The sequence below is a fragment of the Amycolatopsis suaedae genome (genome assembly GCF_004214935.1).
GTDB lineage: Bacteria > Actinomycetota > Actinomycetes > Mycobacteriales > Pseudonocardiaceae > Amycolatopsis > Amycolatopsis suaedae.
Window position 1 is genome coordinate 234,468 of the sequence record NZ_SFCC01000011.1, and the last position, 23,831, is coordinate 258,298.

Here is a 23,831-nt window from a genome sequence, read left to right on the forward strand (position 1 = left end):
TGCGACGAATTGGGCATTGAACAGCGCTCCGATTCGGGTAGCGTGAGTTCACTTCACCTTGCGGTGGCAGGTGATCTGTCACCGCGCTGCCTGGGTCGCGAGGAGGACGTCGGTGGCGGTCGGCACGGTCAAGTGGTTCAACTCGGAAAAGGGCTACGGGTTCATCGAGCACCCCGAAGGTCCGGATGTCTTCGTGCACTACTCGGCCATTCAGGCCGACGGCTTCCGGACCCTGGACGAGGGTGACCGCGTTGAGTTCGAGGTCCAGGCCGGCAGGGACGGGCGCAGCCAGGCTGCCGACGTCCGGAAGGTCTCCTGAGGCCTCGCGGCACGACACTAGGTGAACCGGCAGCGGCTGTTCGGCGGGGCGCGTTAGGCTGCGCTCCGTGACAGGCGATGAGTCGGGGGACCTCACCGGTCGCCGGCTGGGCAACTACCGCATCGACGGGGTGCTCGGCAAGGGCGGCATGAGTGTGATGTACAAGGCCACCGACGTGCGACTGGGTCGCAAGGTGGCCTTGAAGGTGATCGGCGCACACCTCGGCGCCGACGCCGAGTTCCGTGAGCGCTTCGTCGACGAGGCGCGCAGTACGTCGGCGATCGACCATGCCAACGTCGTGCCGCTGTACGACTTCGGCGAGCTCGACGGGATGCTGTACATCGCCATGCGGCTCGTCGACGGCAAGGATCTCGCCGGGCTCATCTCGAACAGCCCGATGGAGCCGGACCGGGCACTCGGCCTGCTCGACCAGGTCGCCGACGCGCTGGACACGCTGCACGCGCGCGGCCTGGTGCACCTCGACGTCAAGCCGGCGAACGTGCTCGTCACCAGCAGGGAGTCGGCCCGCGAGCACGTCTACGTCGCCGACTTCGGCCTGACCCGGCGCGGCGCGACCGGGCACCGCACCCGCGGTGGTGACTTCCTCGGGTCGCCGACCTACGCCGCCCCCGAGCACCTGCGGGGCGAGCCGCTCGATGGCCGCACCGACCAGTACGCCCTGGCCTGCGTGCTCTACGCCTGCCTGACCGGCGGGCCGCCGTTCAAGGGCGACGTGCAGGCGGTCATCAAGGGACACCTCAACGGCCAGCCGCCGCTGGTGTCCAGGATCGTGTCGCTGCCGCCCGCGATCGACGACGTCGTGCTCAAGGGCATGGCGAAGAACCCGGCCGAGCGGTACGGGAGCTGTGTCGAGCTGATCGACGCGGCACGCGAGGCGCTCAAGGCGCCGCAGCCCGCGCCCGCCCCGGCACCGCTGCCCGCGCCCGCGACGGCCGTCACCGGTCCTGGCACGGGACCGCAGCCACAACGTCATCCAGGAGAGGGGGCCCCGATGCATCCGTACGGCCAGCAGCCGGGCTTCGGGCAGGGAGGCCAGGGACCGCAGGGGCCGCAGGGGCCGCAGGGGCCAGGGGGTCCACCGCCGGGTTACGGCGGTCCGCCCCCGGGCTACGGCCCGCCGCCCGGCATGGGCACGCCGCCCCCGGGGATGGGCGGTCCGCCGCCCGGGTACGGCCCGCCGCCAGGCCCGGGAGGCCCCGGCGGTCCCGGTGGGCCGCCCCCGATGCCGCCTGGCGCCCCGTGGGGTCCCGGCCCGGGCCCGGGTGGCGACTGGGAGGGCGGCAAGAAGAAGAGCAAGGCGTGGATCATCTGGGTGATCCTCGGTGTGCTGGTGGTCGCCGGTGCCGTCGTGACGATCATCCTGCTCTCCGGCGGCGACGAGGGCGGCAACGGCGGCACGCCGCAGGAGCGCGGCACCAGCCAGGCGCCGGACATCCCGGTCGGCCCGGGTGGCAGCCAGGCGCCCTCCGAGTCCGGCAGCCGCAGGCCGCCGCCCCCGTCGATCCCGATCCAGCCGAGCACCTGAGGCGCGGCCGCGCGACCTGGGTTTCTTGCACTCGACCCCGGTGAGTGCTAAACACGGGATTGGCACTCGGTACACTCGAGTGCCAGACGGGGGTCGCCGACCACCGTCTTGAAAGGTCGGGACGGTGAGGCCGGGCTCGTACGAGCCGGTCGTCCGTCGCGGGCACCGAACCTGGCCGAGGAAGTGCTCCTGCTGCCGTCGTCGACACATCGACGGTGGCAGCGCCCAATACCGGAGGACCACACCGCAATGGCCAAACTGATTGCGTTCGACGAGGACGCCCGCCGCGGTCTTGAGCGCGGCCTGAACACCCTCGCCGAAGCCGTCAAGGTGACGCTGGGCCCGCGTGGCCGCAACGTCGTGCTCGAGAAGAAGTGGGGCGCGCCGACGATCACCAACGACGGTGTCTCCATCGCCAAGGAGATCGAGCTCGAGGACCCGTGGGAGAAGATCGGGGCCGAGCTCGTCAAGGAAGTTGCCAAGAAGACCGACGACGTCGCTGGTGACGGCACCACCACCGCCACCGTGCTGGCCCAGGCGCTGGTCCGCGAGGGCCTGCGCAACGTCGCCGCCGGCGCCGACCCGATCGCGCTGAAGCGCGGTATCGAGCAGGCCGTCGAAGCGGTGACCGAGCAGCTGCACAAGGCTGCCCGTGAGGTCGAGACCAAGGACCAGATCGCGGCGACCGCCTCGATCTCGGCCGCGGACCGCACCATCGGCGAGCTGATCGCCGAGGCGCTCGACAAGGTCGGCAAGGAAGGCGTCGTCACCGTCGAGGAGTCGAACACCTTCGGCCTGGAGCTCGAGCTCACCGAGGGTATGCGCTTCGACAAGGGCTACATCTCGGGTTACTTCGTCACCGACCCGGAGCGTCAGGAAGCTGAGCTGGAGGACCCCTACGTCCTGCTGTACAGCTCGAAGATCTCCAACGTCAAGGACGTCGTGCCGCTGCTGGAGAAGGTCATCCAGACCGGCAAGCCGCTGCTGATCATCGCCGAGGACGTCGAGGGCCAGGCCCTCGCCACCCTGATCGTCAACAAGATCCAGGGTTCGTTCAAGTCCGTTGCCGTCAAGGCTCCGGGCTTCGGCGACCGTCGCAAGGCGATCCTGCAGGACATCGCCACCCTGACCGGTGGCCAGGTCATCAGCGAGGACGTCGGCCTCAAGCTGGAGAACGCCGACCTGTCGCTGCTGGGCCGGGCTCGCAAGGCCGTCATCACCAAGGACGAGACGACCATCGTCGAGGGTGCCGGTGACGCGGACCAGATCCAGGGCCGGGTCAACCAGATCCGTGCGGAGATCGAGAACTCCGACTCGGACTACGACCGCGAGAAGCTGCAGGAGCGGCTGGCGAAGCTGGCCGGCGGCGTTGCCGTCATCAAGGCCGGTGCCGCCACCGAGGTCGAGCTGAAGGAGCGCAAGCACCGCATCGAGGACGCGGTGCGCAACGCCAAGGCCGCCGTCGAGGAGGGCATCGTCGCCGGTGGTGGCGTGGCCCTGCTGCAGGCCGCCGAGGCTGCCTTCGCGGGCCTGAAGCTCGAGGGTGACGAGGCCACCGGGGCGAACATCGTCAAGGTCGCCGTCGAGGCCCCGCTCAAGCAGATCGCCGTGAACGCTGGCCTCGAGGGCGGCGTCGTGGTGGAGAAGGTCAAGACCCTCCCGCAGGGTCACGGCCTCAACGCCGCCACCGGTGAGTACGAGGACCTGCTCGCGGCCGGCGTGCCGGACCCGACGAAGGTGACTCGTTCCGCTCTGCAGAACGCTGCCTCCATCGCCGCGCTGTTCCTGACCACGGAGGCCGTGGTCGCGGACAAGCCGGAGAAGGAGAAGGCGCCGGCCGGCGACCCGTCGGGTGGCATGGGCGGCATGGACTTCTGATCCGAAGTCCCGCTTGATATCCCAGGAAGGGGCCCGGTCCGCAGTCAGCGGGCCGGGCCCTTTCGTGTGGTCCCGGCCCCGCTCAAGCACGTGAAGGCCACCTTCAGCACGTCTCACGTAGTGAAGGTGGCCTTCACGAGCTTGACGCCCCCAATGCCACATTGGGGTACTTGAATGCCCCCAATGTGGCATTGGGGTACTTGAACTCCCCCAATGTGGCATTGGGGGAGTTCGCCCGTGGTGGGGTGGTCTCGTTCGTGGCGGCCGTGGGGTTGCTGGGCCTGCTGTGACCACTGAGGTTTCCGAGACTGCGATGCCCGCGCCACGAGGCACGTGAAGGCCACCTTCAGCACGTCTCACGTAGTGAAGGTGGCCTTCAACGGCCCGCCCTCGCCGGGCGGCCACCGCGTGGCAGGCCGAAAATCGGGTGACCGGCACCACGCGGCCGGGCTACAACTGGGCCATGAAACACGACAGCCCCGAGTTCCGCGCTCTGGCCGAGCGCGGCACGATTCTGCGTTGCCAGGTGGGTTCCGGCCTGCACGGCACCGCCGTCAAGGGGCAGGACGACCGGGACGAGATGGGCATCTGCGTCGAGCCGCCGGAGTACGTCGCCGGGCTGCGCAGGTTCGAGCAGTACATCTACCGGACCCAGCCGGAGGGCGTACGGTCCGGCCCCGGCGATCTCGACCTGATCGTCTACTCGCTGCGCAAGTGGATGCGGCTGGCGCTGGCCGGTAACCCCACGGTGCTGCTGCCGTTGTTCGTGCCCGAGCACGAGATCGTGTCGATCGACGACACCGGCCGCGACCTGCGGGCCAACGCCGACATGGTGCTGTCCAGGCAGGCCGGACGGCGGTTCATCGGCTATCTGCGGGCGCAGCGGGCCCGGATGCTCGGCCTGCGCGGCAAGCGGACCAACCGGCCGGAACTGGTGGAGCTCTACGGCTTCGACACCAAGTTCGCCATGCACATGGTCCGGCTCGGGGTGCAGGGCGTCGAGCTGCTGGAGACGGGCCGGATCAGCCTGCCGGTGGCGCAGCCGTGGCTGTCCTGGCTGATCGACCTGCGACAGGGACGGCACACCCGCGACGAGGCGCTGGAGGCCGCCGAGGAACTGGAGAACCGACTGGAGAAGCTGCTGGACACCTCGCCGCTGCCGGAGCGGCCGGACGCCGACCGGGCCAACGCCTGGCTGGTCGACGTCCACCTGTCCCGCTGGTGAGCCGCTGGTTCCCCGGCCAAGTGGGGGAACCAGCGGCCGGCACTCATTCCTTGGTGTCCTCGGGCATGAAGATCCAGCACAGGACGTAGAGCAGCACCGGCGTACCGATGCCGAAGATCGTCGCGGCCACGAGCAGGATCCGCAGGATCGCGGCGTCCACGCCGAGCATGCGGGCCCAGCCGCCGCACACCCCGGCCACCATCTTGTCCGTCGAGCTGCGCCGCAGCTTCGACTTCGTCTGAGGGGTATACACGGGATTCGTCATGTCTCCATGGTGGGTCGCGCCGCGCCCGGTGCCATCGGGGAACGCCCCTGACCTGCCCCGGAAGTTCGACCCTTACGGTGGGCTGGTGAACCTGGTCTACGCGTTGCCGCTGCGCGATCGTTTCCGTGGCATCACCGTGCGCGAGGGCGTGCTGCTGCGCGGGCCGGCGGGGTGGGGGGAGTTCTGCCCGTTCCGCGAGTACTCCGACGCCGAGGCGGTGCCCTGGTACGCCTGCGCCGTCGAGGCCGCGCACACCGGCTGGCCGGAGCCGGTACGCGACCGGGTGCCGGTCAACACGACCGTCCCGGTCGTGCGGCCCGAACGGGCCCACGCCCTGGTGACCGCGTCCGGCTGCCGCACGGCGAAGGTGAAGGTCGCCGACCCCGGCTCCTCCCTGACCGCCGACTGCGACCGGGTCGCCGCCGTGCGCGACGCGCTGGGCCCGTCCGGCGCGATCCGGGTCGACGCCAACGCGGCGTGGGAGGTCGACGAGGCCTGCCGCGCCATCGCCGAGCTGGACCGGGCCGCCGGCGGGCTGGAGTACGTCGAGCAGCCCTGCGCCACCCTGGACGAGCTGGCCGCCGTGCGGCGCCGGGTGGACGTCCGGATCGCCGCCGACGAGTCGATCCGCAGGGCCGGGGACCCGCTGAAGGTCGCGGTGGCCGGGGCTGCCGACGTCGCGGTGATCAAGGTCGCGCCACTGGGCGGGGTCCGCCGTGCACTGGAGGTGGCGCGGGCCTGCGGGCTGCCCTGCGTGGTGTCCTCGGCGGTGGAGACCAGCGTCGGGCTGGCGGCGGGGCTGGCGCTGGCCGGTGCGTTGCCGGAGCTGGACTTCGCCTGCGGCCTCGGCACGATCTCGTTGCTGGAGCACGACGCCTGCTCGGAGTCGCTGTCCCCTGTGGACGGCTACCTGCCGGTGCCCCGCCGGGCACCCGAGCCAGACCTCGCCGAGCCCGCCTCCGCCGAGGTCACCCGATGGTGGCTGGACCGGATGAGCCGGGTCACCCGGTTAGCGGCTCCGTCCGCTGGGTACCACGACGGGTGAGCCGAGTGAGAGGAGTTTCCAGTGGCCAACACGCTGGACGGCAAGCGCGTCGCGTTCCTGGTGGCGCCGGAGGGCGTCGAGCAGGTCGAGCTGACCGAACCGTGGCAGGCCGTCGAGAAGGCGGGCGGGCAGCCTGAGCTGGTGTCCACCCAGGAAGGCAGCATCCAGGGGTTCGACCACCTGGACAAGGCCGACACGTTCCCGGTGGACCGGGTGGTCGGCGATGCGTCGCCGGACGACTACGACGGTCTCGTGCTGCCCGGTGGCGTGGCCAACCCGGACTTCCTGCGCACCGTGCCCGAGGCCGTCCGCTTCGTCGGCGCCTTCTTCAGCGGGCAGAAGCCGGTCGCGGCCATCTGCCACGCGCCGTGGACCCTCATTGAGGCCGACGTCGTACGCGGTCGCAGGCTCACCTCGTGGCCGAGCCTGCAGACCGACCTGCGCAACGCCGGTGCCGAATGGGTGGACGAGGAGGTCGTCGTCGACTCCGGCCTGGTCACCAGCCGCAAGCCGGACGACCTGCCCGCGTTCTGCGCCAAGGTGGTCGAGGAGATCGCCGAGGGCAAGCACCGCGCCCAGGCCCGCAGCGCCTAACCGAGCAGGCCCGCCAGGGTCTGGGCGTCCTCGGGTGCCTTGACCTTGATGTCGTTGTCGAAGTACACGTAGACGTCCCGCTTACGCCGCGGCGCGGCCCCGGCGACCCTGTGCTCGCCGGGGCTGCCGCCGCGGTGCCACTTCTTGATCAGCCCGGCCCAGTACTCGAGGGCCGTGTCGCTGTAGCCGCTCTCGTACAGCTTCTCGTCGCCGTGCAGCCGTACGTAGACGAAGTCCGCCGTGACGTCGTCCAGGCGCGGGAAGGTGCCGGCCGTGTCGGCGACGACGAGCCCGATCTCGTTGTCCCGCAACAACTTCACGGCTTCCTTGGTGCGGAAGCTTTCGTGCCGGACCTCCAGCGCGTGCCGCAGCCGCCGGTTCGGTCCGGGCTTGGTGTACGGCTCGCCCTTGAGCTTGTCGTCGTGTTTCCTGGCCAGGCTTGCCGCGGCGCGGGTGGTGCGGGGCAGCAGGTCGAAGAACGCCGTCAGGCGGCCGGCGTCGAACGCCAGCCGTGGCGGCAGCTGCCACAGGAACGGTCCTAGCTTGTGGCCCAGCGCGAGCACGCCGGAGGCGTAGAAGTTGGCCAGCGGTGTCTCGACGTCCCGCAGTCGCTTCATGTGCGTGATGAACCGGCCGCCCTTGACGGCGAACAGGAAGTCGTCCGGTGTCTCGTCGAACCAGCCGCGGTAGCGCTCCGGCCGTTGCAGGGAGTAGAAGGAGCCGTTGATCTCGGCGCTGTTCATCCGCCGCGACAGGTACTCCAGCTCGCGGCGCTGCGGCAGGCCCTTGGGGTAGAACACCCCGCGCCACGGCCCGTACCGCCAGCCCGAGGTGCCCACCCTGATCATTGCCGGGTACTAGCCGCGAACGCCGTGGGCTAAACCCTCACAGGAACGCGTCGGCGTCGCGGATGGTGTAGGCGTAGCCCTGCTCGGCGAGGAACCGCTGGCGGTGGGCTGCGTAGTCGGTGTCGACCGTGTCGCGGGCGACGACCGAGTAGAAGTGCGCCTGCCTGCCGTCGCCCTTGGGGCGCAGCAGTCTGCCGAGCCGCTGGGCCTCCTCCTGGCGGGAGCCGAAGGTGCCCGACACCTGCACGGCCACCGACGCCTCGGGCAGGTCGATGGAGAAGTTCGCCACCTTCGACACCACCAGTGTGTTCAGCTCGCCCTTGCGGAAGGCGTCGAACAGCTTCTCCCGCTCGGCGTTGCGGGTGGAGCCCTGGATGACCGGCGCGTCCAGCTCGGCGCCGAGTTCCTCCAGCTGGTCGAGGTAGGCCCCGATCACCAGCGTCGGCTCGCCGGCATGCTTGTCCACAATGGACTTGATGACCTTGGTCTTGGTGCGGGCGGTCGAGCAGATCCGGTAGCGCTCGTCGGACTCGGCGGTGGCGTAGTTCAGGCGCTCGTTCTCGGTGAGCGTCACGCGGACCTCGATGCACTCGGCGGGCGCGATCCAGCCCTGCGCCTCGATGTCGCGCCACGGGACGTCGAACCGCTTCGGCCCGATGAGGGAGAACACGTCGCCCTCGCGGCCGTCCTCCCGCACCAGCGTGGCGGTCAGCCCGAGGCGGCGGCGGGACTGCAGGTCGGCGGTCATCCGGAACACCGGCGCGGGCAGCAGGTGCACCTCGTCGTAGACGATGAGGCCCCAGTCACGGGAGTCGAACAGTTCGAGGTGCCGGTACTCGCCCTTGGTCTTGCGGGTGACGACCTGGTAGGTGGCGATGGTGACCGGGCGGACCTCCTTGCGCTCGCCGGAGTACTCGCCGATCTCCTCCTCGGTCAGCGACGTGCGGGCCACCAGCTCACGCTTCCACTGCCTGCCCGCGACGGTGTTGGTGACCAGGATCAGCGTGGTCGCCCCGGCCTGCGCCATCGCGGCCGCGCCGACCAGCGTCTTGCCCGCGCCGCAGGGCAGCACGACGACTCCGGACCCGCCCGCCCAGAACGCGTCGGCGGCCTGCCGCTGGTACTCACGCAGCGACCAGCCCTCCTCGGCGAGCGCGATCGGGTGTGCCTCGCCGTCGACGTAGCCCGCGAGGTCCTCGGCAGGCCAGCCGACCTTCAGCAGCATCTGCTTGAGCCTGCCGCGTTCGGAGGGGTGCACGACGACGGTGTCCTCGTCGATGCGGGCACCCAGCATCGGGCTGATCTTCTTGTGCCGGGCCACCTCCTCCAGCACGGCGCGGTCGGTGGTGGTCATCACCAGGCCGTGCGCGGGGTGGTTGGCGATCTGCAGCCTGCCGAAGCGGCCCATGGTGTCGACGACGTCGATCAGCAGCGGCTGCGGCACGGGAAAGCGCGAGTGGGTGGTGAGGGCGTCGACGACCTGCTCGGCGTCGTGCCCGGCGGCGCGGGCGTTCCACAGCGCCAGCGGCGTGATCCGGTAGGTGTGGACGTGCTCGGGAGCACGTTCCAGCTCGGCGAACGGCGCGATGGCGATCCGTGCGTCGTCGGCTCGGTCGTGGTCGACTTCGAGCAGCACGGTCTTGTCGGACTGGACGATCAGCGGGCCATCGGTCACGCCCTCCTTTATACGTGTGGGCCGACACGACCACTATCGCGGCGGGGTCGGGGGGTGACAGGATCTTGGGCGTGTATCCCCATCCGCCGCCTCCGCCGAAACGCGGGCTCGGTGCCGGGGCCAAGGTCGGCATCGCCATCGGCACCGTCGCGCTGACCGTGGGACTGACCGCGATGGCCGTGGTGTTCGCGCTGGAGATGAAGCGCGTCGGCAGCCCGGAGGTCAGCGACTGCGTCCGCATCCTCGACGACAGCGGTGAACGCAGCGAGTTCAGCACGGTGGATTGTGATGACGACGCGGCGATCTACCGCGTCGAGGCCAAGCCGGAACCGGGAATGCCGTGTCCCGACGGCGACTACGTCGAGTTCGAGTTGCTGGAGAAGCCGGTGCGGTCGCTGTGCCTGGCGTTGAACGTCAGCGACGGCGACTGCCTGTCTGAGATCACAGACACCACCCGGACGACGAAGGTCGCGTGTGGCGAGGTGCGTGCCGAGAGCCGGGTGACGGTGCACCGGGACGTCCAGGCCAGGGACGTGTGCGGGCCGAAGGAGACCGGCTTCGCCTACCTGCGGCCCGCGCGCACCGTCTGCCTGACGCCGACTCCGCCGAAGACCCGGGTCTAGGGCGCTCCGAACCACCGCTCGGCGGCTTCGCCCGGGTCGCCGTCGCCCGCCCAGGCGACGTAGCCGTCCGGCCGGAGCAGGACCGCGGGTGCGTCCAGCGGCGCGAACGGAACTCTGGCGACCCTGGGGTGAGCGAGCTTGACGTTCGCGCCGCCGTCGAGCAGAACGGGCCGGCCGCGGTGCAGCAGCGGGGCGAGCCGCCCGCTCGGGTCGGGCAGCCTGCCGCCGGTGAGCGGGTGGTCGCCGGGCAGGTCGTAGCGCAGGTCGAGGCCGGACATCAGACCGGCCAGCCTGGTGTTGACCTCCGGCAGCCGGGTCAGCTCGGTCAGCATTTCCCGCAACGCCGCGGCGTCGGTGTCCGGCTCGGGACTGGCCACGACCCGCTGGGCGCTGGTGTGCCGCAGCACCCGCGCGGCCGCCGGGTGGCGCTCGGCCTGGTAGGTGTCGAGCAGGCCGTCCGGTGCCCAGCCCTGGACCGTGGCGGCGAGCTTCCAGCCGAGGTTGAACGCGTCCTGCACGCCGAGGTTGAGGCCCTGCCCGCCCAGCGGCGGGTGGATGTGCGCGGCGTCGCCCGCGAACAGCACGCGGCCGTGCCGGTAGCTCGTGAGCTGCCGCGTGGCGTCGCTGAACCGGGAGGCGTTGCGGACCTCCGCGAGCCGGGTTCGGGTGCCGTACACCGCGTGCAGCACGGCCTCGATCTCGGCGTGGCTGACCGGTGTCCTCGGCGGGTCGGTGAGCCGGTTGTCGCCGAAGGTCAGGCGGTACTCGTCGCCGTGCAGCGGGACCAGCATCGCCCAGTAGTCGCCTGCGCGCTGGGTCATGCCGCTGATGTGGTCGGCCGCGGTGGGGACCGTCTCGGAGGTGGCGGAGAGCCGGATGTCGGCGAGGGCCGCACCGTAGGTCCCGCCGCGTCCGGGGAAGGGCAGGCCGAGCAGCCGCCGGACGGTGCTGTGCGCGCCGTCGCAGGCCACCAGCCAGCTCGCGGTGAGCGTCTCCCGGCCGGTGTGGACGGTGACGTGGTCGTCGTGCTGCTCGACCCGTTCGACGGCCGAGCCGCGCCAGACCACTGCGCCGTTGGCTTCCGCGGCGGCCTGCAGCTCCTCCTCGACGATCCACTGCGGGACGACGAGCGGCCGTGGGTACCGGGTGTTCCAGGGCGTGCAGTCCAGCGGTACCGGCAGCAGCGCGAAGTGCCCACCCGCGGACTCCCGTAGCGCCCGCTGGGCCAGTCGCGCGTGCAGGCCGCGCATGTCCAGCTGTTCGCGGGTGCGCGGCTGGAGCGCGCCGCCCTTCAGTTGCTCGACCCGTTCGCCGAGACGTTCCAGAACGACCGTGCGTACACCGGCCAGGGCGAGTTCGTTGGCGAGGGCGAGGCCCGTCGGGCCGGCCCCTGCGATGACGACGTCCATTGAGTCCTCTCGGTGCAAAAGTATACCGAGTGCAAACTACTCCCGAGTGCTGAACTTGGCTAGAGTGGCCCGGTGGCAGGAGAGATCGGACTCCGTGAGCGGAAGAAGCTGCGTACCCGCCAGGCCATTTCGGACGCGGCCATCGCGTTGTTCCTGAAGTCGGGGTTCGACGCGGTGTCGGTCGCCGAGATCGCCGAGGCGGCGGAGGTTTCCAAGCGGACCCTGTTCGCCTACTTCCCGACGAAGGAGGACCTGGTCCTGCACCGCTTCGCCGACCACGAGACGGAGAGCGCGTGGTGTGTGCGGGAGCGAGCCGTCCGGCAGACGCCGCTGGCGGCGTTGCGGGCCCGGTTTCTCACCGGGCTGGCCGAACGGGAGCCGATCACCGGGCTGTGTGAGGTGCCCGAGGTGCGGGACCTGTTCCGGATGGTGCTCGAAACGCCCGCGCTGGCCGCGCGGATGCTGCAGTTCAACGCCGGTGCGGAGCGGGCGCTGGCCGAGGCGCTGCGCGAGACGGCCACGGTGTCGGCGCTGACCGCCCGGGTCGCGGCGGCACAGGTGGTGGCCGTCCAGTGGACGCTGGCCGTGGACAACCACAACCGCATCGTCGCCGGCCAGGCGGCCGACCAGATCTACCCGATCGCCGTCGAGTCGGCCCGGCAGGCCTTCGCGCTGCTGGCCCGCGGCCTGGAGCCCGAGGGCATCTGACCGCCCCGAAGCACGTGAAGGCGGATGTGACTGCTGGGGCTGGTGTGGCGAAGTCGGGTGGTGTGCGTGGCGGTGGAGTTCATGTGCGGGAGGGTGGGACTCGCGTGCACGAGGGTGGGACTCGCGGTGTCCGCGGGGCGGAAGACGTGTCTCAGGGTATGAACTCCACGCTCGTGCACGCGAGTTCTCCGTTCCGGCACGCGAGTTCCACGCTCGCGCACGATCGGACTTTGCCGGGGTCTCTGACGTGAGACGTGATGAAGGTGGCCTTCACGAGGCTTGGCTAGTGCCCGGGCAGCAGGGACTGCACGTCCAGGCGGGTGGACAGGGCGCCCGAGCCGTGCATGAGGTCGGCGACACGCTGCAGGCGCACGCCGCTCAGCGACGTCGGATAGGTGCCGAGGGCGACCAGCGACGCGGTGTTGCCGTCGATGCCGGCGAACGACGGCAGTGCCTTGCGGACGGCGGCCGGGTCGTCGGCGCGTTGCTGTGCCAGGCCGAGCAGGCGGCGGAACTCGGCGAGCAGGTTCGGGTTCTGCTTGGCGAACGCCTCGGTCGCCGCGTAGGCCGACATCGGGAACTCCGTGGTGGCGCCCCGCGCGGTGTCGGTCAGGACCCGCGCGCCCAGCTTCTCCTCGGCCGTCGTGATGTGTGGCTCGACCATCCAGGCCGCGTCGGCCTCGCCCTTCTGCAGTGCGCGCATCATCTCGCCGGGGTCCCGCTGCACGAACTTGATCTTCTCCGGCGCGACGCCCGCGGTCGCCAGGGCGGACCGGCTGGTCAGCGTGCCGAGACCGTCCAGGGTGTCGACGGCGATCCGCGGCGACCGCTTGGCGGCGGGCTTGTCGTAGGACGAATCCGGCAGGATCATCAGCGCCATCGAGTTGGCCCCTGCCGTGTACGCCTCGCCCTGTAGTTGCAGCGGCAGCCCCTGCGTCGCCGCGCGGAACAGGGCGAAGTCGCTGGCGAACGCCACGTCGGCCTCGCCGGACGTCAGCTTGGTCAGGCCGTCGTCGGGCGCGGCCTGCTCGATCAGCTCGATCCGCAGCCCGGCCCGTTCGAACAGGCCATCGGCGGTAGCCATTCGTAGGGGAGCGCTCTCGATCGGGTTACCGACAACGACACGGAGAGTGTTTCGTTCCAATGCGGGAGCTTGACGCGCTTGTTCGCCGGACCACAGGGAACAGGCGCTGATCGCGAACAGCACGATGACCTGCATCGTCACCGTCCGCCACCGTCTGCTGCTCATCCGTGCCCTCTCAGCTACCGAGAGAATCGCCTTCCGCCCTGGAGCTTAGGCGGCCGGGGCAATACCATCGCCGCAAGGCGGCGCACGCGTACGGCGACTATCGCGCTACTCTCAAGTTAACTACTCTCCAGTAGGTTACTGCCTGGAGAAGCAAAGGACGTCAGGTGAACCGTCGCCTCGATCGCCCCCGACGGGGTGACGCCGACGGTTCGCGCTCTACCGCACGTGCGCATGCGGGCGGCTGGCGCCTGCGCAACTGGCGGTTGCGCACGAAGCTGCTCGTGGTCCTGCTGATCCCCACCGTCGCGGTCGTCGCGCTGGCCGGGCTGCGGGTGCGGGTCGACCTGGCCGAGGCGGACCGGCTCGCGGAGGCCGCCAGCAGGGTCCACGTCGAGGTCGCGTTGAGCGAGCTGACCCATCAGCTGCAACGTGAGCGCGACCTGACCGTTCGCCACGTCGCCGCGGGCCGCCCCGCCGACGTCACCGAGTTGCGTGACCAGCGTGCCAGGGTGGACACCGCCGTCGGCCGGTTCGGCACCGAGCTGACCGCCGCCCGCCCCCGGCTGACCGCCGAGGCCGCGACCGCGTTCGGCCGCGTGCAGGACCAGCTCGGTGGCCTGACCGGCCTGCGTTTCGCCGGGGAGCACTCCGAGTTCCCCGCCGACGCCGTACTGCGGTCCTACGGCGACCTGGTCGCCGGCCTGCTCGCCGCCGGCGCCCAGCCGGTGACCGAGACGACCGAACCGGAGCTGGCCGGTCTGCAGCTGGCGACGCACGCGCTGGCCCGGATCAAGGAGCAGATGTCGGTCAAGCGGGCGCTGCTGGCCGAGGTGCTGCAGGTCGGCAACGTCTCCGACGAACGGCTGCGCGCGCTGCTCGGCGCCGAGGCCGAGCTGGCGGCGGCCCGGCACGACTACCGCCAGTTCGCCACCCCCGAGCAGCAGCGGATGTACGACGACACCGTCATCGGCATCGTCGTCGACATCGGCAACGACATGGTCGAGGCGGTCGTCACCAGGGCGGAGGGTGACCAGCCGCTGGCCGGTCTCGACCCGGTCCGCTGGGACACCGCCGCCACCTACACGGTCAACCAGGCCCGCAAGGTCGAGGAGGCCCTGCAGGTCATGGCGCAGAACCGCACCGACGCCCTCGCCGAGATGGCCCGCACCGCCGCCCTGCGGGACGCCGGGGTCGTGTTCGGTGTCGTGTTGCTGGCGGTCGTGCTCGGCGTGCTGATCCTGCGGTCGCTGCTGCGGCCGCTGCGCACGCTGCGCCGGTCCGCGCTCGAGGTCGCCGAACACCGGCTGCCCGCGGCCGTCCAGGGCATCCTCGCCGACCCCGAACCGCCACACCCGGGGACGCCTGCCGGGTCGACGGTCGCGCCGGTGCCGGTGTTCAGCCGCGAGGAGTTCGGCGAGGTCGCCAGAGCCTTCGACGCGGTGCACGGCGAGGCCGTCCGGCTGGCCAGCGAGCAGGCCAGGCTGCGGGAGAACATCAACGCGATGTTCGTCAACCTCTCCCGCCGCAGCCAGGATCTGGTCGAGCGGCAGCTGTCGGTGCTGGACCGGATGGAGGCCGACGAGCAGGACCCGGACACGCTGGGCGGGCTGTTCGAGCTGGACCACCTGGCCACCCGGATGCGGCGCAACAGCGAGAACCTGCTGGTGCTGTCCGGCCACGACCTCGGCAGGGAGGTCGAGGGGCCGGTGCTGGCCGACGAGGTCGTCGGCGCGGCGCTGTCGGAGGTCGAGCACTACCAGCGGGTCGAGCTGGCGCCCGCGCCGCAGCTGGTGGTGCGCGCCGAGGCGGTCAGCGACCTGGTGCACGTCATCTCCGAGCTGCTGGAGAACGCGACCGCGTACTCCCCGCCGGACACGCTGGTGTCGGTCTACAGCGAGGTCAACTCCGACGGCGACTGGAGCATCGAGATCCTCGACCGCGGATCGGGTATGCCGGAACCCGAGCTCGCCAGGCAGAACGCGAGGCTGGCCGCGCCGCCCGACGTCGACGTCGAGGTCTCCCGCCGGATGGGCCTGTACGTGGTCGCGCGACTGGCCCATCGGCACGGTATCCGTGTGCGGCTTGCCCAGTCGTCCGGCGGCGGGCTGGAGGCGATCGTCGTCGTGCCGTCGCGGCTGGTGATCGTGCTGCCCCCGGAACCGGAGCCGGAGCCCGAACCGGCGATGCCGCTGTCCGTGCTGACCTCGCCGCCGGAGCCGATCGTCGACCCCGAACCGGAGCCGGAACCCGAGCCGGAGCCGGTGTGGCCGGTCGCCGACGAGCCGATCTGGCCGCAGAGCGACCCGGAACCACCCCGCCGCGCACCGGTGGTCGGCCGTGTCGAGCAGGCTCCCGAGTGGCCGACCGAAGCGGACGATCCGGACGCGTTCGACTTCGACGGCCCGACCGACCGCATGCCCGCCTACGAGGCGGTGCTGGCCCAGTGGTTCCGCACCGCTGAGGAACGCCCCACACTCACGCTGTCACCGGAGGCCGTTCGCGGGAGGATGTCCAGGCTGCAGGACGGTGTCGAGCGCGGTCGAAGCGCGCGGATCAAAGAAGGAAGTGAGCGGTGACGGCTCTGCTCGAGGTGATCGCGCTCGGCGCGCACGACGCCGAACGGGCTCAGGAGGGCGGTGCGGACAGGCTGGAGCTGGTCGCCGACATGGCCGCCGACGGGCTGACGCCACCGGCCGGGGTGGTGCGGGAGGTCCTTTCGGCGACCGATCTGCCGGTGCGGGTCATGCTGCGGGACACCGCCGGTTTCGCGCCGGCCGATCTCGACGCGTTGCGCCGCACGGCGGGTGAGCTGCTCGCCGTGGGTGCGCGGGAGTTCGTGCTCGGCTTCCTGACCCCGCACGGTGCCGTCGACGCCGAGGCCTGCCGTGCCGTGCTGGCCGAGCTGGGCGGGGCGCGGTGGACGTTCCACCGCGCACTGGACCACGCGGCCGACCCCGTCGCGGCCTGGGGCGTGGCGGCCGGGCTCGGCTGCGACACGGTGCTGACCGCCGGGCACCCGGGCGGTGTCGACCAGGGGCTGGACGTGCTGCACCGGCTGGCCGACCTGGACGGCCCGCCGGAGCTGCTGGTCGGCGGCGGCCTGCGGGAGGAGCACCTCCCCGTGCTGCGGGCGGCCGGGGTCCGGGCGTTCCATGTCGGTGGCGCGGTGCGTCCGGGGGGCTGGGCCGAGCCGGTCGACGCGGCGGCGGTGCGCCGCTGGTCGGACCTGGTCAACGGGCTCGGCGCGGTGACACCAGCCCCAGCGTGAGCGCGGTGACGCCGGCGAGCGCGCCACCCGCCCACAGCACCGTGTCCGGGCCGCCGGTGTCCAGCAGCAGCCCGCCGAACAGCGAGCCGAGCGAGATCGCGACCTGGAAGGCCGTCACGAACAGCGCCGACGCGGCCTCGGTGGACTTCGGCACCACGGTGTAGAGCCACACCTGCAGCGACAGCGGGACACCGCCGTAGGCGGCGCCCCAGACGACCAGCAGCCCGATCACGGCGGCCAGCGATCCGCCCGCGAACGGCAGGGTCACCGCGGCCAGGGCGAGCGAGAGGGCCGCTGCCGCCAGCGTGTGCCGAGGGGCCCGCTGGGCGAAGGTGCCCATGGTGAACGTCCCGATCAGCCCCGCCGCGCCGTAGACCAGCAGCAGGGTGCTGACCAGTTCCCTGGGCACGGCCGGGGCGCGTTCGAGGAACGCGACCAGGTAGGTGTACGCGCCGAAGTGGCCCGCGACGATCAGGAACACCGCGCCGAACGCGAACCGCACCGTGGGATCGCGCAGCAGGCGGGGCAGGTCGGCAGGCCGGACCGCGCTGTGCGGCGGCAGCGGTGGCAGCAGCAGGGCCTGGACGGCGAGCACGGCGAAGGCGAGGACACCGAGCACGGTGAACGTGATCCGCCAGGTGGTCAGGTCGGCGATGAGCCGCCCGGCGGGCAGGCCGAGCACCGAGGCCAGTGACACGCCGGAGTAGACGACGGAGATCGCGCGGCCGACCAGGTGCTCGGGTACCAGCCGGCCGGCGACCCCGGCGGCGACGGCCCAGAACCCGCCGACGCTCACCCCGACCAGGACGCGGCCGGCCAGCAGCACCGGGTAGTTCGGCGCCACGGCCGCGAGCGTGTTGGCGCCGATGAGCAGGACGAGCAGCCCGCCCAGGACGATCCGCCGGTCCAGCCGCCCGGCGGCGACGGCGATCACCGGTGCGGCGACGGCGGCCACCAGGCCGGGGATGGTGACCGTGAGCCCGGCGGCGCCCTCGGTGATCCCCAGCTCCGGGCTGATCGCGGTGAGCAGCCCGACCGGCAGGAGCTGGGTGGTGATGGTGGCGAACGTCCCCAGCGCCACCGCCACCACGGCCGGCCAGTAGCGGAGCACTTACCCGTCCCGGTGCGGGAGTTCTTCGGCGGTCGCCGCGACGCGCCCCTTGCGGCGCTGACGGCTCTCCAGCCAGCGGGCCAGCCGCGACAGGCCGAAGTTCACCACGAAGTACACGGCCGCGATGACGAGGTAGGCCTGGATGAGGATGCTGACCTGGCTCTGCTGGTAGTAGCCGATCAGTACCTTGGTGCTGTACAGCAGTTCGCTGTAGCTGACCACGAAGCCGAGCGAGGTGTCCTTGAGCACGCCCGCGGACTGGCTGACCAGCGAAGGGACGACCCGGCGCAGTGCCTGCGGCAGGATCACCAGCCGCATGGCCTGGCCGTTGCTCAGGCCGAGTGCCGCGGCCGCCTCGCCCTGGCCGCGGTCCAGCGACAGGATTCCCGCGCGGAAGATCTCGGCGAACTGCGCGGAGTTGGACACCGCGAGCGGCACGACGAGCTTCCACAGCAGCGGCATGTTGATGCCGAGCTGCGGAAGGGCGAACAGCGTGACGAACACCAGCAGCAGGGCCGGGACGACCCGCACGACCTCCATGTAGGCCCGCGCGGCTCCCCGCAGCACGGCGGGGCCGGACACCCTGGCGACAGCGAGCAGCAACCCGGCCGTACCACCGATGGCGATGGCCAGCACGGCGGCCAGCACGGTGGAGCCGAGGGCGTCCAGGATGAACCGCCAGATCAGCCAGTCGGTGAAGATACCCCACTTGGCGGGGTCCAGCTCACCGTTGACGGAGAACTGCCGGATGGCCAGTGCCACCAGCACCGCGCCGGCCAGGAGGCTGACGACCGTGGCGATGCGGATGCGGCGGCGGGCGCGTGGCCCCGGCTCGTCGAACAGGACGTTCACCGGTGGATCACCAGCTTCCGCTCCAGCAGGCCGGTGACCACGGTGATGACGACGGCGAGCAGGGCGTAGAGCACGCCCGCGCCGGTGAACAACACGATCGGTTCCGCCTCGATGAGGTTGATGCGGTTGGTCGTGGTGGTCAGCTCGACCACCCCGACGGCGCCCGCCAGCGCGGTGTTCATCAGCAGCGCGACGGTGACGTTGCCCAGCGGCTGGATGACGCTGCGCAGCGCCTGTGGCAGTACGACCGAGCGCAGGGAGGCGCCGAACCCGAGGCCGAGCGCGCGGGCGGCCTCGGCCTGGCCGGTGGCCACGGTGTTGATGCCGGTGCGCAGGGTCTCCGCGTAGTAGGCGGCGGAGTACATCGAGATGGCGATGACCGCGGTGGTGAACAGGTCGAACTGGATGCCGATCTCCGGCAGCGCGAAGACGAAGATCACCAGCCAGGCCAGCAGCGGGACGTTCTGGAACACCTCGACGTAGGCGGTGCCGAACATCCGTAGCGGGGTGACCGGCGCGACCCGGAACGCCACGATGAACAGTGCGATGACGAACGCGCCGACGGCGGACAGCGCGAACAGCTCGACCGTGAACAGAGCCCCCTCGGCGAACTCGTCGAGGTGGTCCAGTAGTGCGTTCATCTCAGACTTTCATCGTCGTGAAGGCCACCTTCGTGCTGAAGGTGGCCTTCACGAGCTTTCGGTGGACCTCAGGAGCCCGGGACGGAACCGATGGCGGGCGGGTTCGGGGCCTCGCCGGCGACGACGCTGCCGAGGGAGTCCTTCCACGCCTGCTGCCACAGGCCCGCGCCCTGGATCTTGGTCAGCCACTGGTTGACGAACTGCTTGAACGAGTCGTCGCCGTGCTTGAGGCCGATGCCGTACGGGTCGCTGGTGAACGGCTCGCCGCGGATCTCGATCTTGTCGTTGAGCCGGGCGCTGGCCGCGAGCAGCGTCAGGTCCTGCACGTAGGCGTCGCCGCGGCCCTGCTCCAGCGCCTGGACGCATTCCGGGTCGGTGCCGAAGGCGACGATGTCGGCCTGCGGTGCCTGCTGCTTGATCGCGTCGATGCCGGGGGTGTTGGCGCCCGCGATGACCTTCTTGCCGTTGAGGTCGGACGGCTTGGTGATGCCGTTCTTGCCCTTGAGCACGGCGATGGCCTGGCCGGAGATCAGGTACGGCCCGGCGAAGGCGACCTTCTGGGCCCGCTCCGGGGTGATCGTGTAGGTCTGGAAGACGACGTCGACCGTGCTGTTCTGCAGCAGCGCCTCGCGGGTCTCCGAGCCGGAGTTGACGATCTTCGCGCTGGGCGCGCCGATGATGTACTTGGCCAGCAGCTTGCCCAGCATCGCGTCGAAGCCCTCGGTCTCGCCGGTGGTCGGGTTCTGCTGGGACAGCAGCGGCGCGTCGAGCGAGCCGCCGATGAGCAGCTCACCGCGCTGCTTGATGGCGGTGGCCGTCGGGCTCTTCGCCAGTTCGTCGGGCGTGGCGACGGGGGCCCGGTCGAGGAAGCTCTGCGTGTTCTGCTGACCGCCGGGGGCGGGCGGAGGCGGCACGGTGCCGCCGTCCGAGGAACACGCACCGGTCAGGCCGATGACGGCGAGGGCTGCCGTCGCGGCGATCCGGGTACGCGTCGAGGACGCCAATCGCATGGTCGACATTTCCTTCCTTGACCCAGGACTGCCACGCGGGCATTGGCGACCGGCGGTCTACCGACAGTAGAGGGATCCGCGGCAGCCACTGCTCCATCGGGGGAAGCGTGCGCGGCACGTGCGAAGAATGGTTCAGTCCATGTACTGGCGTCAAGCGTCGCTGGTCAGGGATTTCCGTACGTGCGACGAAGGCGGGCATGGTGTCACACCTTGATCCGTTTCTCATCATGTGGACACTTGGATGTCCGATTAATCGGCGTCGCCGTACCGCTGGCCGGACGCTCGACCTCCGCTCGCCGCAACCGGTTCTGGGTACTTCTACCCTCGCGCACTGCGTTCGAGCAGCCGTGATAAGGAACGTCGACCTTCCGTTTCTCCCCCGCACTGGGTACTCTCAGGCCCCAATCGGGTGAGTTGTGCCTTGTATTCACGCTGGGGTTTGCAGCGCACGGTCATCCGCCCACGCGGACCGAGCCGCCCCCTGCTCTCGCCGCGTGGGAACCTGATGCAGGCGGAAAGTCGGCTTCATCGAACGGGAAGGAACTCCTCGGTGCCCCAGCTCACCAGCGGGGAGCGCGGTCGCAAGGCGGTGTCTTCGACGGATCCTCGTGTCGCACAAAGTGATAGCGCGACAGCGAGAAGTAACGTCGACGGCACCAACGGAGTAACGCGGCCGGCTCGGACCCGGGGCCTTTCCAACTGGCGGGTGAGCGCCAAGCTGGTCGTGGTTTTCCTCGTTCCGACGATCGCCGCACTGTTCCTGGCCGGCCTGCGTATCTACAACGGCTTCGAGGAAACCGGCGTCTACGACCGCGCGCAGCAGCGGATCGAGCTGAGTGAGCGGGTCGCGGCGACGGTCCACGAGGTGCAGCGCGAACGCGAGACGATGGCCGCGTGGATCATCTCCGGCCGTCCGCAGGGCCGTGGTGAGCTGGACGACCAGATCACCCGCTCGGATTCGGCCGCCAACGAGCTGCGGGCCTCCGAGTCCATCATCGAGACGATCGACGACCCGCCAACGGCCAGCCGCTACGAGCAGGCACTGACCCGGCTGCGTGGCCTGGGTGAGCTGCGGGTCTCCGCGGGGGACACGGCGTTCCCGGCGTCGGCGGCGCTGATCTCCTACACCGGTGTCGTCGAGGCGCTGCTGGCGGTGTCGGACAGTTTCAGTTCCGACGTCACCGACGCCGGGCTGCAGGAGCGTCACGACGCGCTGTCGGCGCTGGCCCACGCCAAGGAGTTCTCCGCCCAGCAGAACGCGTTCCTGCGTACCGCCACGATCCGCAACAAGTTCGATCCCGCCGAGCTGAACAGCATCACCACCGCCGAGGCGAACCTGGTCTCGGCCATCGACAGCTTCACCAACTCGGCGACGCCGCAGGCGCGGCAGGTCTACTCGAACACGGTCGTCGGTGAGCAGGTGTCCCGCCGGTTCCAGCTGCAGCAGCTGGCCCTGCAGCGGGCCGCGGCCGGGCTGCCGGAGCTGAGCATCGACGCGTCGCAGGTCGGTCAGGCCTCCGCGGTGACGCTGGACCTGGTCCGCCAGGTCGAGGAGGCCCTGCTGGCCGACGCCAAGTCCTACACCGGCGGCCTGCTGACCTCGGTGCAGCGGGAGCTGATCATCACCTCGGCGATCATCGTCGCCGGTCTGCTGATCGCGTTGCTGACGATGGCGATCGTGGCCCGGTCGATGCTGCGGCCGCTGCGTAGGCTGCGGGTCAACGCGCTGGAGGTGGCGAACAAGCACCTGCCGGAGGCCGTCGACCGGATCATGGCCGAGTCGGACCCGAAGGCCGCCGCCGAGCGGGCGGTCGCGCCGGTGCCGGTGCACACGACGGAGGAGATCGGCCAGGTCGCCAGGGCCTTCGACGCGGTGCACGGCAAGGCCGTCCAGCTGGCGGCCGAGCAGTCGCTGCTGCGGGAGAACGTCAACGGCATCTTCGTCAACCTGTCGCGGCGGTCGCAGCGGCTGGTGGAGCGGCAGCTGGGTGTGATCGACCGGCTGGAGGCCGACGAGCAGGATCCGGACCATCTGGCGAGCCTGTTCGAGCTGGACCACCTGGCGACCCGGTTGCGCCGCAACGGCGAGAGCCTGCTGGTGCTCTCCGGCGCGGGTCTGGCCAAGTCGGTGCCAAGGCCGGTGCCGGCCGCGGACGTGATCGGTGCCGCGGTGTCGGAGATCGAGCAGTACTCGCGGGTGGATGTCGGTGTCGTGCCCGCGCTGGCCGTGCAGGGCCTGGCCATTCACGACCTGGTGCACCTGCTGGCCGAGCTGCTGGACAACGCCACCTACTTCTCCGAGCCGGAGACGAAGGTCACCGTCCGCGCGGTGATGACCAGGCGCAAGTCGCTGGCCATCCAGATCACCGACAAGGGCGTCGGGATGTCCGACGCGCAGCTGGCCGAGTCCAACCGCAGGCTGGCCGACCCGCCGGACCTGGACGTCTCGGTGACCCGCCGGATGGGCCTGTACGTGGTGGCGCGGCTGGCGAAGCGGCACAACATCGAGGTGCAGCTGCGGGAGAACGAGGACATCGACGGCGGCACGGTCGCCCGGGTCGTCGTCCCGGAGAACCTGCTGATCGACCTGCCGCCGAGCGAGCGGCCGCCGCGTACGGACACGTCGCTGCCGTCGATTCCGCCGGTGCGTCCGGACGGCACCCCGCCGCCGCCGTCGACCGGCCCGCAGCCGGCCGTTCGCCAGGAGCCGGTGGCGCAGCCCCGCGAGGGACAGGGGCTGGTGCCGCTGGCCCAGCCGATCAGCCTGGACGACCTGGTCGGTGGCACGGTGAGTGCCGCGGGCCCGTTCCTGACGCCGAAGCGCGAGACTTCGCCGGAGCCGGCTCACGGGGCCGACGAGCACGGGTTTCCGCAGACCGACGTCGACCAGCCCGCCCCGGCCGAGGCGCCGGCGCCGCCGCGGCTGGAGCTGCCCAAGCGCGAGCCCACCTACGTTCCGGTGGCGAAGGCCGAGCCGAGGCCGGAGGAGTCGCAGGAGGAGCAGGTGGGCAGTGCGCTGGACGACGACGTGCCCACTCGCCGCCTGCCGATCTACCAGTCGGTGCTGTCGCGGTGGTTCAGCGAGGCCGAGGACGGTGAGGCCGAGGGCGGTCAGGCCGAGGCAGGCGAGCCGGCGGAGGCCGCGGCCCCGGAGGGAGCCGAGGGAGGCGGCGTGACGGAAGGCTGGCGCAGCGCGTCCGACGAGGGGTGGCTGGCGGCGCAGGCTCTGCTGGAGTCCAAGGACGAGGAAATCACCCCGGCCGGTCTGCCCAAGAGGACGCCCAACGCATACTTGGTACCCGGCTCGGTCGGCGGCGAGGAGACGACGATGTTCGCCGACGGTGCCGGTGAGCAGCAGGCGGGTGCCGCCACGGGTGGCGGTGCCGGCCGGTCTGCCGCCGCCGCACGGGAGCGGATGGCCAGTTTCCAGCGTGGCTACCGGTCCGGCAGGCATGCGCTCGCGGAGCACGACAGTGTTGTTGATGTCTCCGAGCCGCGAGACGATGAGGCCGTACCGGCGAACGGTGTGGCGGGACGACCTTCTGAACCAAGCGCTAAGGAGTGA

Annotated in this window: 20 protein-coding genes; 11 read left to right on the forward strand and 9 right to left on the reverse strand. The window is 70.8% G+C overall.

Annotation, left to right across the window (positions count from 1 at the left end):
- Nucleotides 1-112: 112 nt before the first annotated feature.
- From EWH70_RS22805 to EWH70_RS22820, 4 genes are all read left to right on the forward strand, one after another.
- Nucleotides 113-319 (forward strand): cold-shock protein, encoded by a 207-nt coding sequence (locus EWH70_RS22805; RefSeq protein WP_130477513.1) that lies wholly within the window; start codon nt 113-115, stop codon nt 317-319.
- Between the two features lie 67 nt (nt 320-386).
- Complete coding sequence (locus EWH70_RS22810; protein ID WP_130477514.1) at nt 387-1,865, forward strand: serine/threonine-protein kinase; 1,479 nt, start codon at nt 387-389, stop codon at nt 1,863-1,865.
- A gap of 249 nt (nt 1,866-2,114) precedes the next feature.
- Nucleotides 2,115-3,743: a chaperonin GroEL gene (gene groL, locus EWH70_RS22815; RefSeq protein ID WP_130477515.1), complete on the forward strand. Its 1,629-nt coding sequence runs from the start codon at nt 2,115-2,117 to the stop codon at nt 3,741-3,743.
- A gap of 463 nt (nt 3,744-4,206) precedes the next feature.
- Nucleotides 4,207-4,968: a nucleotidyltransferase domain-containing protein gene (locus tag EWH70_RS22820; protein ID WP_130477516.1), complete on the forward strand. Its 762-nt coding sequence runs from the start codon at nt 4,207-4,209 to the stop codon at nt 4,966-4,968.
- Nucleotides 4,969-5,011: 43 nt separating this feature from the next.
- On the opposite strand, the gene EWH70_RS22825 is transcribed toward EWH70_RS22820, so the two are convergent.
- Nucleotides 5,012-5,233 carry a PspC domain-containing protein gene (locus EWH70_RS22825; protein ID WP_130477517.1) on the reverse strand — a complete coding sequence of 74 codons (222 nt, stop codon included), beginning with the start codon at nt 5,231-5,233 and terminating at the stop codon, nt 5,012-5,014.
- 85 nt (nt 5,234-5,318) lie between these two features.
- Between EWH70_RS22825 and EWH70_RS22830 the strand changes: the two genes are divergently transcribed.
- Together EWH70_RS22830 and EWH70_RS22835 are read left to right on the forward strand one after the other, a co-directional pair.
- Complete coding sequence (locus EWH70_RS22830) at nt 5,319-6,278, forward strand: o-succinylbenzoate synthase (RefSeq protein WP_240687148.1); 960 nt, start codon at nt 5,319-5,321, stop codon at nt 6,276-6,278.
- A gap of 21 nt (nt 6,279-6,299) precedes the next feature.
- The gene (locus EWH70_RS22835) at nt 6,300-6,872 is read left to right on the forward strand and encodes a type 1 glutamine amidotransferase domain-containing protein (protein ID WP_130477519.1); all 573 of its coding nucleotides are present in this window, start codon (nt 6,300-6,302) and stop codon (nt 6,870-6,872) included.
- Here the strand turns inward: EWH70_RS22835 and EWH70_RS22840 are convergent.
- Nucleotides 6,869-7,720, reverse strand: a complete 852-nt coding sequence (locus tag EWH70_RS22840; RefSeq protein WP_130477520.1) for a DUF72 domain-containing protein — start codon at nt 7,718-7,720, stop codon at nt 6,869-6,871. The genes EWH70_RS22835 and EWH70_RS22840 overlap by 4 nt on opposite strands.
- 37 nt (nt 7,721-7,757) lie before the next feature.
- Nucleotides 7,758-9,395 carry a DNA repair helicase XPB gene (locus tag EWH70_RS22845; RefSeq protein WP_130477521.1) on the reverse strand — a complete coding sequence of 546 codons (1,638 nt, stop codon included), beginning with the start codon at nt 9,393-9,395 and terminating at the stop codon, nt 7,758-7,760.
- A 71-nt stretch (nt 9,396-9,466) separates the two neighbouring features.
- On the opposite strand from EWH70_RS22845, the gene EWH70_RS22850 reads away from it, so the two are divergent.
- Nucleotides 9,467-10,018, forward strand: a complete 552-nt coding sequence (locus EWH70_RS22850) for an LppU/SCO3897 family protein (protein ID WP_130477522.1) — start codon at nt 9,467-9,469, stop codon at nt 10,016-10,018.
- On the opposite strand, the gene EWH70_RS22855 is transcribed toward EWH70_RS22850, so the two are convergent.
- Complete coding sequence (locus tag EWH70_RS22855; protein ID WP_130477523.1) at nt 10,015-11,427, reverse strand: FAD-dependent monooxygenase; 1,413 nt, start codon at nt 11,425-11,427, stop codon at nt 10,015-10,017. The genes EWH70_RS22850 and EWH70_RS22855 overlap by 4 nt on opposite strands.
- Before the next feature lie 72 nt (nt 11,428-11,499).
- On the opposite strand from EWH70_RS22855, the gene EWH70_RS22860 reads away from it, so the two are divergent.
- Complete coding sequence (locus EWH70_RS22860) at nt 11,500-12,135, forward strand: TetR family transcriptional regulator (RefSeq protein WP_130477524.1); 636 nt, start codon at nt 11,500-11,502, stop codon at nt 12,133-12,135.
- A gap of 283 nt (nt 12,136-12,418) precedes the next feature.
- Here EWH70_RS22860 and EWH70_RS22865 read toward each other — a convergent pair whose 3' ends face one another.
- A complete protein-coding gene (locus tag EWH70_RS22865; RefSeq protein ID WP_130477525.1) occupies nt 12,419-13,384 on the reverse strand; it encodes an ABC transporter substrate-binding protein in 966 nt (321 codons plus the stop codon).
- A 164-nt stretch (nt 13,385-13,548) separates the two neighbouring features.
- Here EWH70_RS22865 and EWH70_RS22870 point away from each other — a divergent pair, with 164 nt between their 5' ends.
- A complete protein-coding gene (locus tag EWH70_RS22870; protein ID WP_130477526.1) occupies nt 13,549-15,960 on the forward strand; it encodes a sensor histidine kinase in 2,412 nt (803 codons plus the stop codon).
- Entirely contained in the window at nt 15,957-16,652 is a 696-nt protein-coding gene (locus tag EWH70_RS22875) for a copper homeostasis protein CutC (RefSeq protein WP_165436367.1), read from the forward strand. The genes EWH70_RS22870 and EWH70_RS22875 overlap by 4 nt, the downstream gene beginning before the upstream one ends.
- Here EWH70_RS22875 and EWH70_RS22880 read toward each other — a convergent pair.
- From EWH70_RS22880 to EWH70_RS22895, 4 genes are all read right to left on the reverse strand, one after another.
- Nucleotides 16,615-17,763 (reverse strand): MFS transporter, encoded by a 1,149-nt coding sequence (locus tag EWH70_RS22880; protein ID WP_130477527.1) that lies wholly within the window; start codon nt 17,761-17,763, stop codon nt 16,615-16,617. The two genes, EWH70_RS22875 and EWH70_RS22880, sit on opposite strands and share 38 nt — an antisense overlap.
- The gene (locus EWH70_RS22885) at nt 17,764-18,615 is read right to left on the reverse strand and encodes an amino acid ABC transporter permease (RefSeq protein WP_130477528.1); all 852 of its coding nucleotides are present in this window, start codon (nt 18,613-18,615) and stop codon (nt 17,764-17,766) included.
- Nucleotides 18,612-19,256 (reverse strand): amino acid ABC transporter permease, encoded by a 645-nt coding sequence (locus EWH70_RS22890; protein WP_130477529.1) that lies wholly within the window; start codon nt 19,254-19,256, stop codon nt 18,612-18,614. The genes EWH70_RS22885 and EWH70_RS22890 overlap by 4 nt, the downstream gene beginning before the upstream one ends.
- A 68-nt stretch (nt 19,257-19,324) precedes the next feature.
- Nucleotides 19,325-20,266: a glutamate ABC transporter substrate-binding protein gene (locus EWH70_RS22895; protein WP_130477530.1), complete on the reverse strand. Its 942-nt coding sequence runs from the start codon at nt 20,264-20,266 to the stop codon at nt 19,325-19,327.
- A 706-nt stretch (nt 20,267-20,972) separates the two neighbouring features.
- On the opposite strand from EWH70_RS22895, the gene EWH70_RS22900 reads away from it, so the two are divergent.
- On the forward strand, nt 20,973-23,831 hold the full coding sequence (locus EWH70_RS22900) for a sensor histidine kinase (protein WP_240687149.1): 2,859 nt from the start codon (nt 20,973-20,975) through the stop codon (nt 23,829-23,831).

What these genes read in the sequence shown, in the direction of transcription:
- EWH70_RS22825 (WP_130477517.1), bottom strand. Translation starts at nt 5,233, where the DNA reads ATGACGAATCCCGTGTATACCCCTCAGACGAAGTCGAAGCTGCGGCGC.
- EWH70_RS22855 (WP_130477523.1), bottom strand. Translation starts at nt 11,427, where the DNA reads ATGGACGTCGTCATCGCAGGGGCCGGCCCGACGGGCCTCGCCCTCGCC.
- EWH70_RS22840 (WP_130477520.1), bottom strand. Translation starts at nt 7,720, where the DNA reads ATGATCAGGGTGGGCACCTCGGGCTGGCGGTACGGGCCGTGGCGCGGG.
- EWH70_RS22895 (WP_130477530.1), bottom strand. Translation starts at nt 20,266, where the DNA reads ATGCGATTGGCGTCCTCGACGCGTACCCGGATCGCCGCGACGGCAGCC.
- EWH70_RS22865 (WP_130477525.1), bottom strand. Translation starts at nt 13,384, where the DNA reads ATGAGCAGCAGACGGTGGCGGACGGTGACGATGCAGGTCATCGTGCTG.
- groL (WP_130477515.1), top strand. Translation starts at nt 2,115, where the DNA reads ATGGCCAAACTGATTGCGTTCGACGAGGACGCCCGCCGCGGTCTTGAG.
- EWH70_RS22890 (WP_130477529.1), bottom strand. Translation starts at nt 19,256, where the DNA reads ATGAACGCACTACTGGACCACCTCGACGAGTTCGCCGAGGGGGCTCTG.
- EWH70_RS22820 (WP_130477516.1), top strand. Translation starts at nt 4,207, where the DNA reads ATGAAACACGACAGCCCCGAGTTCCGCGCTCTGGCCGAGCGCGGCACG.